The sequence below is a fragment of the Cellulomonas sp. McL0606 genome, from assembly GCF_058248365.1.
Genome location: NZ_CM177779.1, coordinates 2,447,180 through 2,461,734, shown reverse-complemented (window position 1 = coordinate 2,461,734; position 14,555 = coordinate 2,447,180). Strand labels below are relative to the sequence as shown.

Genomic DNA, 14,555 nt, shown 5'->3' with positions numbered 1-14,555 from the left:
CCTGCTCGACCGGTTCGACCTGATCCGACGCGCGTCGCGTGGCTGCCCGACCGGGTGGCGGAGCCGCTGGTGGCCTGCCTGGCGAGGCTGGAGAGCGTCCCGCTCGCCGACCTCGAGGCGGAGTACGTCGAGACGTTCGACACCCGGCGCCGGCACAACCTGTTCCTCACCTACTTCGCGCACGGGGACACCCGCAAGCGCGGGATGGCGTTGCTGCGGTTCAAGCAGACCTACCTGGCGTCGGGCTTCGAGCTGCACGGACGACGAGCTGCCCGACCACCTCTGCGTCGTCCTGGAGTACGCCGCCACGATCGACCACGATCGCGGCCGGGCTGATCCTCGACCACCGGGCCGGGCTGGAGCTGCTGCGCCTCGCCCTCACCGCGACGGGCTCCTGCTGGGCGGGTGCCGTCGAGGCGATCACGGCCACGCTGCCGCCGCTGCAGGGGGATGAGGTCGCCGCCATCCGCCGGCTGGCGGCCGAGGGGCCGCCGGAGGAGGAGGTCGGCCTGAGCCCGTACGCCACACCGGCTTTCGACCCGGGCCCGGCGACGCCCGGCGCGCCGATCCCGCTGCCGATGCCCTCGTTCCCGGGAGCCCGCTGAGATGGATGTCTTCCTGTGGGTCATCGTCCCGTACCTGTGCCTGGCGACCTTCGTCATCGGCCACCTCTGGCGGTACCGGTACGACAAGTTCGGCTGGACGACGAGGTCGTCGCAGCTCTACGAGGACCGGCTCCTGCGTCTGGGTTCGCCGCTGTTCCACTTCGGCATGCTCGGCGTCGTCGGCGGCCACGTCATCGGCCTGCTGGTGCCGCAGTCGTGGACCGACGCCCTAGGGATCAGCCACGAGACGTACCACCTGGTCGCGATCGTCGGCGGCCTCGTCTCGGGGGTCATGGCCGTCGTGGGCATGGCGATCCTCATCTACCGCCGCCGCACCGTCGGCCCGGTGTTCTCCGCGACGACCGTGATGGACAAGGTGATGTACGCGTTCCTCGGCACCGTGATCCTGCTGGGGATGTGGAACACGATCGCCGGCTCGGTCCTGGGCATCGGTGGTGAGTACAACTACCGCGAGGGCGTCTCGGTCTGGTACCGCTCGTTCCTCGCGTTCCAGCCCGAGCCGGGCCTGATGGCCGCCGCTCCGCTCGGCTTCCAGCTGCACGCGCTGGTCGCTTTCGGCCTCTTCGCGCTGTGGCCGTTCACGCGGCTCGTCCACGTGTTCAGTGCGCCGATCGGCTATCTGACCCGCCCGTACATCGTCTATCGGAGCCGCGACGACCAGCTCGGCAGCCACCGGCCGCGACGCGGGTGGGACCGCATCTCGAGCTGAGCAACTGCCGTAACACCGCGTCCGGGCAGCCGTGAAATGTCTGCGAGGTCCGCCTCCCGGCATGCGTCCGCGACGACGCTCCGCACCTGCGCGCGCCCCTGGCCGCACACAGAAGAGTCCACACGCGCCACCATCGGAGCAGCGATGGCGGCGCGTGCGGACTCTCTGCGGACTAGAGCAACCTCATGAACGCGTTACCGCAGGTCAGAGGTGCCCCGACCGTCACACGTCGTAGTAGAGCTCGAACTCGTGCGGGTGCGGGCGCAGGCGGATCGGGTCCACCTCGGCGTTGCGCTTGTAGTCGATCCACGTCGAGATCAGGTCGGGTGTGAAGACATTGCCCGCCGTGAGGAAGTCGTGGTCGGCCTCGAGGGAGTCGAGCACCTCGCCGAGCGAGCCCGGGACCTGCTGGATGAGGGCGTGCTCCTCGGGGGGCAGCTCGTACAGGTCCTTGTCCACCGGCTCGGGCGGCTCGATGCGGTTCTGGATGCCGTCGATGCCGGCCATGAGCATGGCGGCGAACGCCAGGTACGGGTTGGACGACGGGTCCGGCACGCGGAACTCGATGCGCTTGGCCTTCGGGTTGGAACCGGTGACCGGGATGCGGATGCACGCGGAGCGGTTGCGGGCCGAGTAGACCAGGTTGACGGGCGCCTCGAAGCCGGGGACCAGGCGGTGGTAGGAGTTCACCGTCGGGTTGGTGAACGCGAGCAGCGACGGCGCGTGCTTGAGCAGGCCGCCGATGTACCAGCGGGCGAGGTCCGACAGGCCGCCGTAGCCCAGCTCGTCGAAGAACAGCGGCTCGCCGTTCTTCCAGAGCGACTGGTGCACGTGCATGCCCGAACCGTTGTCGCCGAACAGCGGCTTCGGCATGAACGTGGCCGACTTGCCGTTGTTGTGGGCCACGTTCTTCACGACGTACTTGAAGAGCATGACCTTGTCGCCGGAGATCGCCAGCTTGTCGAAGCGGTAGTTGATCTCCTGCTGACCGGCGGTGCCGACCTCGTGGTGGGCACGCTCGACGCCGAGGCCCAGGGCGTCCAGCTGGAGGCTGATCTGGTCGCGGATGTCGGCGAAGCCGTCCACCGGCGGGACGGGGAAGTAGCCACCCTTGTAGGGGATCTTGTGGCCGAGGTTGCCACCCTCCTCCTCGCGGCCGGAGTTCCAGGCCGCCTCGAAGGAGTCGATCTTGTAGAACGACTCGTTCTGCGCCGTCTTGAAGCGCACGTCGTCGAAGATGTAGAACTCCGCCTCGGGCGCGAAGAACGCGGTGTCGGCGATGCCGGTCGACGCCAGGTACGCCTCGGCCTTGGCCGCGACCTGACGCGGGTCGCGGCTGTAGGGCTCGTCGGTGTACGGGTCGACGATGTGCATGTTGATATTCAGCGTCTTCTCGACCCGGAAGGGGTCGATGTATGCGGACGTGACATCGGGGATGAGCTTCATGTCGGACTCGTGGATCGCCTGGAAGCCGCGGATCGACGATCCGTCGAACATCTGGCCCTCGGTGAAGAACGAGGCGTCCAGCGAGGGCGCGGGGACGTTGAAGTGCTGCATCGTGCCGGGCAGATCACAGAACCGGACGTCGACGAACTTGACGTCCTCGCTCTTGATGAACGCCAGGACTTCCTCCGGCTTGCTGAACATCCGCTGCTCCTCGGTCGGGATAAGGGTCGGGCACACGCAGGTTACGAGCGGCCCGTTTCTCCGTCGTGTATCGAATGTTTCGACGACGTTACGGAAGTCGGTCCCGTGTTACCTGGGCCTGACCCTATGCCCGGCCCTCGGGGGCACGGCACGCGCGTCCGAGGAGTGTGCGCGCCGCTCGGCCATGGCATTTCCCGGCCGAGCGGCGCACCGCGCATCAGAGGATGAAGAGCATCTCCTGGTACGTGGGCAGCGGCCACAGCTCGTCGGCGACGATCTCCTCGAGGGAGTCCGCGGCGGTCCGGACGTCGAGCATCGCCGGCAGGAGGGCGTCGCGCGCGTGCTGCGCCTCCGCCAGCGCCGAGTGGCCGACGTCGGCCTTGAGTGCGGCACGCAGCGCGCTCAGGCCGGCGCGCAGCGCGGCGACCGGGGCGCTGATCTCCTCGAGCGGGGCGAGGTCCGGCTCCACACCGGCGGCCTTCAGCGCGCCGACGTTCAGCGCGGTGTCGGTCTGGTGCTTCACCGCGGCCGGCAGGATCGCGGTCGTCCCGATCTCGAGCGCGAGCCGGGCCTCGACCCCGATCGTGAGCGCGTACTGCTCCAGCCCGATCTCGTAGCGGCTGTGCATCTCCCGGTGGTTGAAGACGCCGAACCGCTCGAACAGCTCCATCGCGGACTTCGTGATGAGCTCGGGCAGGGCGTCCAGAGTGGTCTTCAGGTTGGCCAGGCCGCGCTGCTCCGCCTCGATGGGCCACTCGGAGGAGTAGCCGTCCCCGTTGAAGACGACGTTGCCGTGGTCCGTGATGATGTCGGTGAGCAGCGTCTGCACCGCGGTGTCGAAGTCGGTGCCGGCGGAGATCGCGGCCTCCAGCTCCGTGGCGCAGTAGTCGAGCGAGTCGGCCATGATCGTGTTGATCGTCGTCATCGGGCCCGCGACCGTCTGCATCGAGCCCGGCGCGCGGAACTCGAAGCGGTTGCCCGTGAAGGCGAACGGGCTGGTGCGGTTGCGGTCGCCCGGGTCGGTGGGCAGCACGGGCAGCGTGTCGACGCCGATGTGCATGACGCCCTTGCCCTTGGACGACGTCGCCGCGCCCTTGGCGATCTGCTCGAACACGTCGGCGAGCTGGTCGCCGAGGAAGATCGAGATGATCGCCGGGGGAGCCTCGTTGGCGCCGAGGCGGTGGTCGTTCGTCGCCGACGCGACCGACGCGCGCAGGAGGCCTGCGTACTTGTGCACCGCGCGGATGACCGCGGCGCAGAAGACCAGGAACTGGGCGTTCTCGTGCGGGGTGTCGCCGGGGACCAGCAGGGAGCCGAGCTCGCTGTTGCCGAGCGAGAAGTTCACGTGCTTGCCGGAGCCGTTGACGCCCGCGAACGGCTTCTCGTGGAACAGGCACTCCATGCCGTGCTTCTTGGCGATCGTCTTGAACGTCGTCATGAGCAGCTGCTGGTGGTCCGCGGCGATGTTGCCGCGCTCGAACATCGGCGCGATCTCGAACTGCCCGGGCGCGACCTCGTTGTGCCGGGTCTTGGCCGGGATGCCGAGCTTGAACAGCTCGCGCTCGGTGTCCATCATGAAGCCGAGCACGCGGTCCGGGATGGCCCCGAAGTAGTGGTCGTCGAACTCCTGGCCCTTGGGCGGCTTCGTGCCGAACAGGGTGCGGCCGGCGTTGAGCAGGTCCGGACGCGCCAGGAAGAAGTGCCGGTCGACCAGGAAGTACTCCTGCTCCGGGCCGCAGAACGCGACGACCTTCTGGTTGTCGTGTCCGAAGAGCGCGAGGATGCGCGAGGCGTGCTCGCCCATGGCCTGCTGGGACCGCAGCAGTGGCGTCTTGTGGTCGAGGGCCTCACCGGTCATCGACACGAAGACCGTCGGGATGCAGAGCGTGTTGCCGTTCGGGTTCTCCAGGATGTAGGCGGGGCTCGTCACGTCCCAGCCGGTGTAGCCGCGGGCCTCGAACGTGTTGCGCAGACCGCCGTTGGGGAAGCTTCGACGCGTCCGGCTCGCCCTGGACGAGGGTCTTGCCGGCGAACTCCGCGAGCGAGGTGCCGTCGCCGACGGGCTCGAAGAAGCTGTCGTGCTTCTCGGCGGTCAGGCCGGTGAGCGGGTAGAAGACGTGCGCGTAGTGGGTGGCGCCCTTCTCGAGGGCCCAGTCCTTCATGGCGGAGGCGACGGCGTCGGCGACGGCGGGGTCGAGCATCGCGCCGTGCTCGATCGTGGCCATGACGGACTTGTACACCGTCTTGGGAAGTCGCTTCTGCATCACGGTCTTGCTGAAGACGTTCGCGCCGAAGATCTCTCCGGGCGCCTCGTCCTGGTTGAAGCTGATGGCAGGGGGAACGTAGCCCTCGACGTTCCAGATCGCCTCGCGACGCACGGCGTTTCCGCTCATTGATACCCCTCAGGCACGACTCGGCACTCCGGTGTCTTCAACGGAGCGAGTGGGCACAACCTACGAACGCCGAGTACTCAGGATGTTTCGGACTCGTTGCCGTCTCGCTCCGTGCTTCCGTACGTGGTAAAGGCCCGTACCCTGCACTGGTGGCAGATCGGCGTGACGTCAGCTCGTGGCTCGAAGGCGAACCTGCCGGACGGGACCCCGCCGACGCTCGCGGGCACCGGCTCGGGCTGAGCGAGGCGGGCCCCGGGTCGCTCGCGCGCCTCGGACGTCGCGTCGGCGCACTCCTGGTGGACTGGTTCGCGTGCCTGGCCATCTCGGCGGCGTTCTTCCCCGTGACGTCCGACGGGTTCTACCTCACGCGCGGGAACCGCTGGCGACGCTCGGCGTCTTCGCGCTCGAGAATGTGCTCCTCGTCGGGTCGATCGGGAACACGCTCGGCCATCGGCTGTTCGGCCTGCGGGTGCGCCGAGTCTTCCCGACGACGACGGGGGAGAATGCCGACCCGGTCTGGGAGACCGCGGCCCCCGGCTTCCTCAGCGCCGTGGTCCGCACGCTGCTGCTGTGCCTGGTGATCCCGGCGGTCATCTGGGATGCCGACGGGCGCGGGCTGCACGACCGCGTGGCGGGAACGGCGATCGTCCGGCGCTGACTGGCGTCCGTCAGCCGGTCGAGGCGACCGTCAGCGGCCGCGCATGCCCTTGCGGTCGGGGCGGGCGCGGTTCGGGTCGACGCCCTTGGGCATCGGCAGCTTGGCGCCGCCCAGGGCGGTCAGCCGCTTGTTGACCTCGGCGATCTCGGGCTTGGTCAGCTTGCCGCCGCGCACACGCTGGACGGCCCGGGGAGCTTGCGCAGCGGGATCTGACCTTCGCCGTCCCCCATCTGCATCACGATGATCGGCGCCCCGCCGACGACGCGGGCGGTGCGCTTGCGCTCGGCCTCGAGGAGCTTGTTGATCCGGGGCGCGGGGCCCTCGCCGACGAGCACCACACCCGGCCTGCCGACGCCCCGGAACACGAGGTCGCGGGTCTTCGGGTCGAACGCGGCGGGCTCTTCGGGGAACGTCCAGCCCCGACGGATGCTGCGCAGGGCGGACAGGGTGGCGCCGGTCTGGCCCTCGATCTGCGCGAAGGCGGCTTTCTCGACCCGTCGCGACAGGACGAACATGGCGACGAGCGCCGCGAAGGGGATGCTGAGGAACAGCCAGAAGAACGGGTGACCGGTCGCGAAGCCGACGCCGACGCCGATCGCGATGACTCCCACCAGGATCGCCAGGAGGATCCAGGTGATCGCCGGGTCGGTCTTCCGCGTCATCTGGAAGACCTGCCACAGCTGGTGGTACCAGCGCTGCTTCTTGGCGGGAGCTGTGGAGGTGTCGTCGCGGGCCATGGGTCGAAAGTCTACCGACGCGACACGATGCTCAGGACGTCAGCGAGCGAGCAGGCTCGCCGCCTCCTGGCGGGACGTGGTCGGCTCGCCGAGGTGGGCCAGAGCCTCGGGGATCGGCCGGCCGTAGCGACGCATCGCCTGGCCCCACAGGCGCCCGGCGCGGTACGACGAGCGGACGAGCGGGCCGGACATCACGCCGAGGAACCCGAGCCGCTCGGCCTCGGCGGACAGCTCGACGAACTCCTCCGGGCGGACCCAACGGTCCACGGGGTGGTGGCGCACCGACGGGCGCAGGTACTGCGTGATCGTGATGAGATCGCAGCCGGCCTCGCGCAGCTGGCCGAGCGCCTCGACGACCTCGTCGGTTGTCTCGCCCATGCCGAGGATCAGGTTCGACTTGGTGACCAGGCCCGCCTCGTGCGCGCGCGTGATGACGGAGAGCGAGCGGTCGTAGCGGAAGCCCGGGCGGATCGTCTTGAAGATCCGCGGGACGGTCTCGAGGTTGTGCGCGAGCACCTCGGGCTCCGAGGAGAAGACCTCGTCGAGAAGCTCGGGCGTCGCGTTGAAGTCGGGGATGAGCAGCCGACACCCGTGCCGGGGTTCACCGCGTGGATCTGGCGCACCGTCTCGGCGTAGAGCCAGGCGCCGCCGTCGGGCAGGTCGTCGCGGGCGACACCCGTGACCGTCGAGTACTTCAGGCCCATCGCCTGCACGGAGGCGGCCACGCGGCGCGGCTCGTCGGCGTCGAAGTCGGCCGGCTTGCCCGTGTCGATCTGGCAGAAGTCGCAGCGCCGGGTGCACTGGTCGCCGCCGATGAGGAACGTGGCCTCGCGGTCCTCCCAGCACTCGAAGATGTTGGGACAGCCGGCCTCTTCGCAGACTGTGTTCAGGCCCTCGCGCTTCACCAGGCCCTTGAGCTCGGTGTACTCGGGCCCCATCGTCGCGCGGGTGCGGATCCACTCGGGCTTGCGCTCGATGGGGGTCGCGGCGTTGCGCGCCTCGATGCGGAGCATGCGTCGGCCATCGGCTGCGATCGTCACGCCGGTCAGACTAACCCGCGAGCGGCGAGACGGCGGCCGGGAGAGGGCGACGTCACAGTGCGGGGACCGAGTCCAGCAGGGGTGCGAGCGTCTCGTCCAGGTGCCCGCGGACCAGGGGCGTCACCTCGGCGATCGACACCCGGCGACCGGCCTCCGCGGACAACGACGTCACGTCGGCGTCCGCGATGCCGCACGGCACGATGCGGTCGTACGCGGACAGGTCCGGCTCGCAGTTGAGCGCGAAGCCGTGCATGGTGACGTTGCGCGACACGCGGACACCGATCGCGGCGACCTTGCGCTCGCGCTGGGCGGGGGTGGCGGCGAACCACACGCCGCTGCGGCCCTCGACGCGGACCGCGGTCAGGCCGAGGTCCGCGCACGTGCGGATCAGCGCCTCCTCGAGCGCGCGCACGTAGCGGACGACGTCGATGGGAGCGGCCAGCCGGACGATCGGGTAGCCGACGAGCTGACCGGGTCCGTGCCAGGTGATCCGACCACCGCGGTCGACGTCGACCACCGGGGTGCCGTCGACGGGTCGGTCGGCCTTCGCGGTGCGCTTGCCCGCCGTGTAGACGTCCTCGTGCTCGCACAGCAGGACGACGTCGTCGCCCGTCCCGTCGGCGACCGCCGCGTGGATCTCGCGCTGCAGCTGCCACGTCGGCTCGTAGGGGAGCAGGCGCGTGCCGAGGTCGAGCCGTCGAACCGCATGCGGGTCAGGCTAACCCGGGCTGCCCCTGCTCCGCCGTCGATCCCGGCTCGGGCGCCGGGCGTGCGACGAGCGTCAGCAGGCGCCGCAGCTCCGCGACCTCGTCGGCCGTCAGCCCGCGGACCACCATGGCCTCGGCCGGGGCTCGGTCGGACGCCACGGCCAGGGCAGCGCGGCCAGGGTCCGTGATCGACAGGACGAGCCGGCGGCGGTCGTTCGCGTGCGGCGTCCGTGTCACGTACCCGGAGCGCTCCATGCGCGCGACCACCCGGCTGGTGGTCTGCTCGGTGACCCCGCACGCGGCGGCCAGCTGGCGCTGCGACATGGGACCCCGGGACAGGTGGACGAGCACGGGCAGGCTCGCGTGGTTGAGGTCCCAGGTGGCGAGGTGGGCGTTCCAGTCGCGCTCGACCCGGCGCGCCGCGGCGGAGAGCAGGCGTCCGGCGGGCCAGTGCGCGGGGTTGCTGGAGGCGGGATCGAACTCTGGTTCCACGCCGCACCTCCATTTGCCGCCCGGAGGATTCACACCGATCATACTCAGCATGCTGAGTATTCGCCGTCCCGCCGTCGTCCGCTCTGTGCTCGTCGGCGTCGCGCTGGTCGTCTGGCTGGGTATCGGCTCCGCGGGCGGGGTGGCCCAGGGCAAGCTCTCGCAGGTTCAGACGAACGACGCTGCGGCGTTCCTGCCCTCGTCGGCCGAGTCCACCCGGGCCGCCGAGGAGAGCAAGGCCTTCGTCGACACGCCGACCCTACCTGCGCTGGTGGTCGTTCAGCCCGCAGACGGCAGTGACGTGTCGCCCGAGCAACTGTCGGCTGTTCAGGAGTGGGCAGCCGGCATTCCCGACCAGCCGCTCCCCGTCGGCAACGAGGGCGCCTGGTCGGACTACCTCGTCGGCACGCCGGCCGTCGTCCCGTCCCAGGACGGCCAGGCGCTCCTGGTCGCGTTCTCGCTGGACGCCGACAAGGCCGAGACCCTGCTGGCCGACGACGAGGGAGTCACCGACTCGTTCGTGCTCGCGCTGCGGGCCTCCCTCGACGACTCGCTGGGCGCCACGGCGACATCCGCGGGCGATCTCGGCGTCCAGGCATGGGTGACGGGTCCTGCGGGCTTCGTCGCGGACCTGGTCACCGCGTTCGGTGGTATCGACGGCGTGCTGCTCCTGGTCGCGCTCGGTGCCGTGCTGCTCATCCTCGTCCTGGTCTACCGTTCGCCGTTCCTGCCGTTCGTCGTCATCTTCACCGCCGTGTTCGCGCTGTCGCTGGCCGGCCTCGTGGTCTACAACCTGGCCAAGAACGGCACCCTCGTGCTCAACGGGCAGGCGCAGGGGATCCTCTCGATCCTCGTCGTCGGCGCGTCGGTGGACTACGCCCTGCTGCTCGTGGCGCGCTACCGGGAGGCTCGGCCGCGTCGAGCATCCCGCCACAGCGATGCGGCGCGCACTGCGCGCCTGCGTCGAGCCCATCGCCGCGAGCGCCGGAACGGTCATCGCGGGCGTGCTCTGCCTGCTGCTCTCGGACCTGGGCTCCGTCCGTTCGCTCGGCCCGGTCGCAGCGATCGGGATCGCGTCTGCACTGCTCGGGGCGCTGACCCTGCTGCCCGCCATCCTGCTCATCGGCGGTCGTCGCTCACGCTTCCTGTTCTGGCCCCGCGCTCCGCACCCCCACGCCCCCGTCGAGCACGAGGTCGACCACGCCCACCTCGACCCGGTGGCCGAGCCGGATCCGGCGGAAGGCCACGGTCGCTGGTCGCGGCTCGCCCGGTTCGTCGGCCGTCATGCTCGGCCGGTCTGGATCATCACAGCACTCGCCCTGTGCGTCGGCGCCGCGTTCCTGCCGACGTTCAAGGCGTCCGGCACGAGCCAGGTCGACGTGTTCCTCACGAACGTCGACGCCGTGGCGGGCGAGGAGGTGCTCGTCGAGCACTTCCCGGCCGGTGCCGTGCAGCCGGTGATCGTGATCGCCGACGAGGCCGACGTCGCGGCAGTGACGTCCGCCGCACAGGCAGTCGACGGGGTTTCGTCGGTCGCGCCCTACACAGGTGCCCCCAGCGGCGCGCCAGCCTCCGACGCACCGCCGATCGTCGTCGACGGGCGGGTGCGGCTCGACGTGACGACCGAGGCATCCTCCGACTCGCAGGCTGCCGTGGCCGTGGTCGAGGACCTGCGCCCGGCCGTCCACGCCGCGAGCGAGACGGCCGTGGTCGGCGGCGCAGCGGCCGAGACGCTCGACACACAGATCTCCGGCGAGCGCGACCTGAAGACGATCGTGCCCGTCGTCCTGCTGGTCATCGGCCTGATACTCATGCTGCTGCTGCGTTCGGTCGTCGCGGCCGCGCTGCTGCTCGTCGCCAACGTCCTGTCGTTCGCGGCCTCGCTCGGCGTCGCGGCGCTCGTCTTCGACCACGTGCTCGGCTTCCCGGGTGCCGATCCCGTGGTTCCGCTGTACGCGTTCGTCTTCCTCGTCGCGCTCGGCGTGGACTACTCGATCTTCCTCATGACGCGCGTCCGAGAGGAGGCCGTCCAGGTCGGTACCCGCGTCGGGGTCGTCCGGGCGCTCACCGTCACGGGCGGCGTCATCACGTCGGCGGGTGTGGTTCTCGCGACGACGTTCGCGGCGCTGGGCGTGATCCCGCTGCTCTTCCTCGCTCAGATCGCGTTCATCGTGGCGTTCGGGGTGCTCCTCGACACCCTCGTCGTGCGCAGCCTCCTCGTCCCCGCCCTGGTGCACGACCTGGACCGACGCACGTGGTGGCCGAGCGCGCTGTCGCGCCGACCGGTCCGGGCCGCCGACCTAGAGTGATCGGCATGAGCGCGCTTCGGGTGGGACTGGTCGGGTACGGCGGGGCCGGTCGGGGCATCCACGCCCGGCTGCTGCGGGAGGCCGGCCAGCAGGTGACCGTCGTCGTGACGCGCGGCCGCGCCGCTCAGGTGGCGGCCGACTGGCCCGACGCGGTCGTCGAGCCCGACGTCGCCGGGCTCCTGGCGCACGCCGCCGACCTGGACCTGGTCGTCGTCGCGAGCCCCACCGGCGACCACGTCGAGCACACGCTGGCCGCGCTGGCCGCCGGCCTGCACGTCATCGTCGACAAGCCCCTGGCGACGACCGCCGACGACGCCGAGCTGCTCGCGTCCCGCGGCGACGGCCGCCTGACCGTCTTCCACAACCGGCGTTGGGACACCGAGCAGGTCACGCTCCAGTCGCTGCTCGCCGACGGGGCGCTCGGCACCGTGCACAGGTTCGAGCGACGCTGGGAGAGGTTCCGCCCCGTGCCGCAGGACCGCTGGAAGGAGAACGACCCGCTGGCGGGCGGCCTGCTCCTCGACCTCGGGGCGCATCTGGTCGACTCCGCGACGCAGCTGTTCGGCCCCGTCGCCGCCGTCTACGCCGAGCTGCACGCCCGCTCGACGCCGGCGGTCGACGACGTGTTCCTCGCCCTGACGCACGCCTCGGGGGTGATCAGCCACCTGCAGGCAGGCGGCGTCGTCGGTGCTCCCGGGCCACGCACCCGCGTGCTGGGCGACGGCGGCGCGTACCTGGTCACGAGCTTCGAGGGCGAGGCGTCGCCGTTCACCGCCCTGGACGACGCCTACGAGGAGACGCGTCGGCCGGGCGAGCCCACCCACGAGGGCTGGCTGGTCCGCGGCGCCGAGCGCATGCCCGTCGCCCGGGTCGGCGGCGGGCACGTCGAGCTCTACCGCGCGGTCGTCGACTGGGTCGTCGACGGGGGAGCGCCCCCCGTCGACCCGTTCGATGCCGCCCGCACGGCCCGGGTGCTCGACGCGGCCCGCTTGTCCGCCGACGAGGGGCGCGTCGTGCCCATGGCCTGACCTGTGGATGACGGCCGACGCCCGTACGCCGACCCGGCTTGGATGGCGGGATGGACGAGACGGTGGAGGCTGCGCTGGCCCGCCTGGGCCTGCGCGCGACGACCTTGCTCGAGCCGGACCGGTGGCTCGCGGTCGCGCTCGACGGGACCGGGCACCAGGTCGAGCTGCAGGCGATGGACGCGGACGTCCAGGACGACGCCCTCGTGGCCCGCGTGGCGCGCCTGCGCGGGCTCAGGCACGACCATCTGGTCCGGCTGCTCGACGCGACCGAGGACTCACGCCGGGCCGGATCGGTCTGCTCGTCGAGCACGTCGAGGGGCTCTCGCTCGCGCAGATCCGTGCGGCGCGGGCGCCGCTCACCGACGGCGAGGCAGCGACCGTCACCATCCCGGTGGCCGGAGCGCTCGGCGCCCTGCACGACGCGGCGCTGAGCCACGGGGCGGTCGACGCGACGACGATCCTGATCCGGCCCGACGGCCGGCCGGTCCTGTGCGACCTGCGCGGGGTGGTGGTCGGTGGGTCAGCGCCCCGCGACGACCTCGTCGCCCTGGCGTCCGCCGTCGTCGCGCAGCTGCCCGGCGACGACGTGCACCTCCTCGCCGGCGGCCTGGTGCTCCGGGACGCCCTGGCCGAGGCGCTCGGCCACCCGTCGATCGACGCCGCGGGACTCGCCCAGGCCTGCGTCCGGGCCGCCGAGCCGGAGCCCGTGCAGCTTCCCGACGCCGGGGCGCTCGCCTCGCTGGCCCTGCTGTCGAGCGCTCGGCACGCCCCGCCGGTGGCCGCGCGCCGCTCGTCCAGGCGGCGGTTCCCGACGGGGCTGGTCGCGCTCGGCTGCGTCGCGGTGCTGGCTCTGGGGACGGTGGGCTGGCGGCTGCACTCGGTGCCCGCGAGCCTCTCCGGTCACGGACGCACAGGACCCGGTCCACGCCGCGGTCGAGCTCAGCAGGCTCCGGGCCGCCGCGGTCGGCGCGGGCGATGAGGCCGGCCTGGGCGCCGTCGAGGTCGCCGACAGCCCGGCGCGCACCGCCGACTCGACCCTCCTCGTGTCGATCGATCCCGCACGCGCGCACGGGCTGGTGGCGGACGTGCAGGACGCGTGGCTCGTCGCCGACGACGGCAGTCGCGGCTCGACCACGGACGTCGCGGTGACGTCGGCGATGTCGAGCGCCACCGGCGTCGGCGCACCGCGCACGGTCGTCCTCGGACTGCGGTGGACGAACGACGGGTGGCGCGTCTGGGACGTCAGAGACCCCGCCGGCTGACCGGCTCACCCCCCGGCGGCCACCCAGCGGGCGGCCGCCGCGAGGTCGGGGTGCGTGGGGACGAAGCCATCCGCTTCCAGCACCCCGGGCACCGCGCGGTTCGAGCCGAGCACCTCCGACGAGAAGTCACCGAGCACCGCGCGCAGCGCGAACGCCGGCACCGGCACGACGGCCGGGCGGTGGAACGCCTTCGCCAGCGCGGAGACCACGTCGGTGTTGCGGTCCGCCCTCGTGACCAGGTTGACCGGCCCCGCGACGGTCGCGGTCAGCAGGTGCTCGATCGCCCGGACCTCGTCGGTGAGCGTCAGCCAGGGCCAGAACTGCTTCCCGCTGCCGAACCGGCCGCCCACGCCGAGCTTGATCAACGGCAGCAGGCGGCCCAGCGCCCCGCCGTGCGAGCTGAGCACGACGCCCGAGCGCAGGTGGACCACCCGGACGCCCGCCTCCTGCGCCGGCGCCGTCGCGGCCTCCCACTGACGCACGACCGTCGCGAAGAACGTCGTGCCGAGGGGCTCGTCCTCGTCGAGGACCTCCTCGCCGCGCGAGCCGTACGCACCGATCCCCGACGCCTGCAGCAGGGCCCGCGGTCGCTCGTCGTCGAGCGTCGCGAGCGTCCGCGAGAGCAGACGCGTCGTGTGGACGCGAGACGACACGACGAGCTGCTTGCGCGCCTGCGTCAGGGGCCGTGTTCCGGGGTTCACGCCGGCGAGGTTGATGACCGCGTCGGCCCATCCGAGCGCCGACGGGTCCAGGCGTCCAGCGTCCGGGTCCCACCAGGTCTCGTCGGGACTGCGGGTCGCGCCGCGCACGAGCACCCGCACCAGATGACCGTCGCGCCGGGCTGGGGGACCAGTGCACCCCCGATGAACCCGTGCGACCCCGCCACCACCACCTGCATGCGGCTCACCCTACGTTCGGGCGCCGACCCGGGCCCGGCGAGCGGCTCCGTG

At 71.4% G+C, this 14,555-nt stretch carries 17 protein-coding genes and 1 pseudogene; 9 read left to right on the top strand and 9 right to left on the bottom strand.

Annotation, left to right across the window (positions count from 1 at the left end; all coding sequences use genetic code 11):
• The first annotated feature begins 69 nt into the window (after window positions 1-69).
• Both AC38ZX_RS12575 and narI read left to right on the top strand, forming a co-directional pair.
• Window positions 70-336, top strand: a complete 267-nt coding sequence (locus tag AC38ZX_RS12575; protein WP_491294566.1) for a nitrate reductase molybdenum cofactor assembly chaperone — start codon at window positions 70-72, stop codon at window positions 334-336.
• Between the two features lie 270 nt (window positions 337-606).
• A complete protein-coding gene (gene narI, locus AC38ZX_RS12570) occupies window positions 607-1,335 on the top strand; it encodes a respiratory nitrate reductase subunit gamma (protein WP_491294564.1) in 729 nt (242 codons plus the stop codon).
• A gap of 222 nt (window positions 1,336-1,557) precedes the next feature.
• On the opposite strand, the gene glnA is transcribed toward narI, so the two are convergent.
• The 3 genes from glnA to AC38ZX_RS12555 form a co-directional block, all read right to left on the bottom strand.
• The gene (gene glnA, locus AC38ZX_RS12565; protein ID WP_426592288.1) at window positions 1,558-2,982 is read right to left on the bottom strand and encodes a type I glutamate--ammonia ligase; all 1,425 of its coding nucleotides are present in this window, start codon (window positions 2,980-2,982) and stop codon (window positions 1,558-1,560) included.
• 217 nt (window positions 2,983-3,199) lie between these two features.
• The gene (locus AC38ZX_RS12560; protein ID WP_491294561.1) at window positions 3,200-4,912 is read right to left on the bottom strand and encodes a glutamine synthetase III family protein; all 1,713 of its coding nucleotides are present in this window, start codon (window positions 4,910-4,912) and stop codon (window positions 3,200-3,202) included.
• Window positions 4,830-5,375, bottom strand: a complete 546-nt coding sequence (locus AC38ZX_RS12555) for a glutamine synthetase III domain-containing protein (protein ID WP_491294559.1) — start codon at window positions 5,373-5,375, stop codon at window positions 4,830-4,832. The genes AC38ZX_RS12560 and AC38ZX_RS12555 overlap by 83 nt, the downstream gene beginning before the upstream one ends.
• 310 nt (window positions 5,376-5,685) lie before the next feature.
• Here AC38ZX_RS12555 and AC38ZX_RS12550 point away from each other — a divergent pair, with 310 nt between their 5' ends.
• Complete coding sequence (locus AC38ZX_RS12550) at window positions 5,686-6,033, top strand: RDD family protein (RefSeq protein WP_491294557.1); 348 nt, start codon at window positions 5,686-5,688, stop codon at window positions 6,031-6,033.
• A gap of 30 nt (window positions 6,034-6,063) precedes the next feature.
• Here AC38ZX_RS12550 and AC38ZX_RS12545 read toward each other — a convergent pair whose 3' ends face one another.
• The 5 genes from AC38ZX_RS12545 to AC38ZX_RS12525 form a co-directional block, all read right to left on the bottom strand.
• Window positions 6,064-6,207 (bottom strand): DUF4191 family protein, encoded by a 144-nt coding sequence (locus AC38ZX_RS12545; RefSeq protein WP_491294555.1) that lies wholly within the window; start codon window positions 6,205-6,207, stop codon window positions 6,064-6,066.
• Window positions 6,189-6,770, bottom strand: coding sequence for a DUF4191 domain-containing protein (locus tag AC38ZX_RS12540; RefSeq protein ID WP_491294553.1), 582 nt, complete (start codon window positions 6,768-6,770; stop codon window positions 6,189-6,191). Before AC38ZX_RS12540 ends, AC38ZX_RS12545 begins: the two co-directional genes overlap by 19 nt.
• 39 nt (window positions 6,771-6,809) lie before the next feature.
• Window positions 6,810-7,571: a lipoyl synthase gene (locus tag AC38ZX_RS12535; RefSeq protein ID WP_491297404.1), complete on the bottom strand. Its 762-nt coding sequence runs from the start codon at window positions 7,569-7,571 to the stop codon at window positions 6,810-6,812.
• Window positions 7,572-7,862: 291 nt separating this feature from the next.
• Window positions 7,863-8,486: a lipoyl(octanoyl) transferase LipB gene (gene lipB, locus AC38ZX_RS12530; protein ID WP_491297402.1), complete on the bottom strand. Its 624-nt coding sequence runs from the start codon at window positions 8,484-8,486 to the stop codon at window positions 7,863-7,865.
• 37 nt (window positions 8,487-8,523) lie between these two features.
• Window positions 8,524-9,009 (bottom strand): MarR family winged helix-turn-helix transcriptional regulator, encoded by a 486-nt coding sequence (locus AC38ZX_RS12525; protein ID WP_491294551.1) that lies wholly within the window; start codon window positions 9,007-9,009, stop codon window positions 8,524-8,526.
• 49 nt (window positions 9,010-9,058) lie between these two features.
• Between AC38ZX_RS12525 and AC38ZX_RS12520 the strand changes: the two are divergent.
• From AC38ZX_RS12520 to AC38ZX_RS12495, 6 genes and pseudogenes are all read left to right on the top strand, one after another.
• A pseudogene (locus AC38ZX_RS12520) lies at window positions 9,059-10,241 on the top strand (MMPL family transporter); the annotation flags it as partial.
• The gene (locus tag AC38ZX_RS12515) at window positions 10,224-11,315 is read left to right on the top strand and encodes an MMPL family transporter (protein ID WP_491297401.1); all 1,092 of its coding nucleotides are present in this window, start codon (window positions 10,224-10,226) and stop codon (window positions 11,313-11,315) included. The pseudogene AC38ZX_RS12520 and the gene AC38ZX_RS12515, both read left to right, overlap by 18 nt.
• Window positions 11,316-11,320: 5 nt before the next feature.
• Entirely contained in the window at window positions 11,321-12,343 is a 1,023-nt protein-coding gene (locus AC38ZX_RS12510) for a Gfo/Idh/MocA family protein (RefSeq protein ID WP_491294549.1), read from the top strand.
• Between the two features lie 50 nt (window positions 12,344-12,393).
• Window positions 12,394-12,774 carry a hypothetical protein gene (locus AC38ZX_RS12505; RefSeq protein WP_491294547.1) on the top strand — a complete coding sequence of 127 codons (381 nt, stop codon included), beginning with the start codon at window positions 12,394-12,396 and terminating at the stop codon, window positions 12,772-12,774.
• Window positions 12,735-13,322 (top strand): hypothetical protein, encoded by a 588-nt coding sequence (locus AC38ZX_RS12500; RefSeq protein WP_491294545.1) that lies wholly within the window; start codon window positions 12,735-12,737, stop codon window positions 13,320-13,322. Before AC38ZX_RS12505 ends, AC38ZX_RS12500 begins: the two co-directional genes overlap by 40 nt.
• A gap of 64 nt (window positions 13,323-13,386) precedes the next feature.
• On the top strand, window positions 13,387-13,605 hold the full coding sequence (locus tag AC38ZX_RS12495) for a hypothetical protein (protein WP_491294543.1): 219 nt from the start codon (window positions 13,387-13,389) through the stop codon (window positions 13,603-13,605).
• 5 nt (window positions 13,606-13,610) lie between these two features.
• On the opposite strand, the gene AC38ZX_RS12490 is transcribed toward AC38ZX_RS12495, so the two are convergent.
• Entirely contained in the window at window positions 13,611-14,426 is an 816-nt protein-coding gene (locus AC38ZX_RS12490) for a TIGR01777 family oxidoreductase (protein ID WP_491294541.1), read from the bottom strand.
• Window positions 14,427-14,555: the final 129 nt, after the last annotated feature.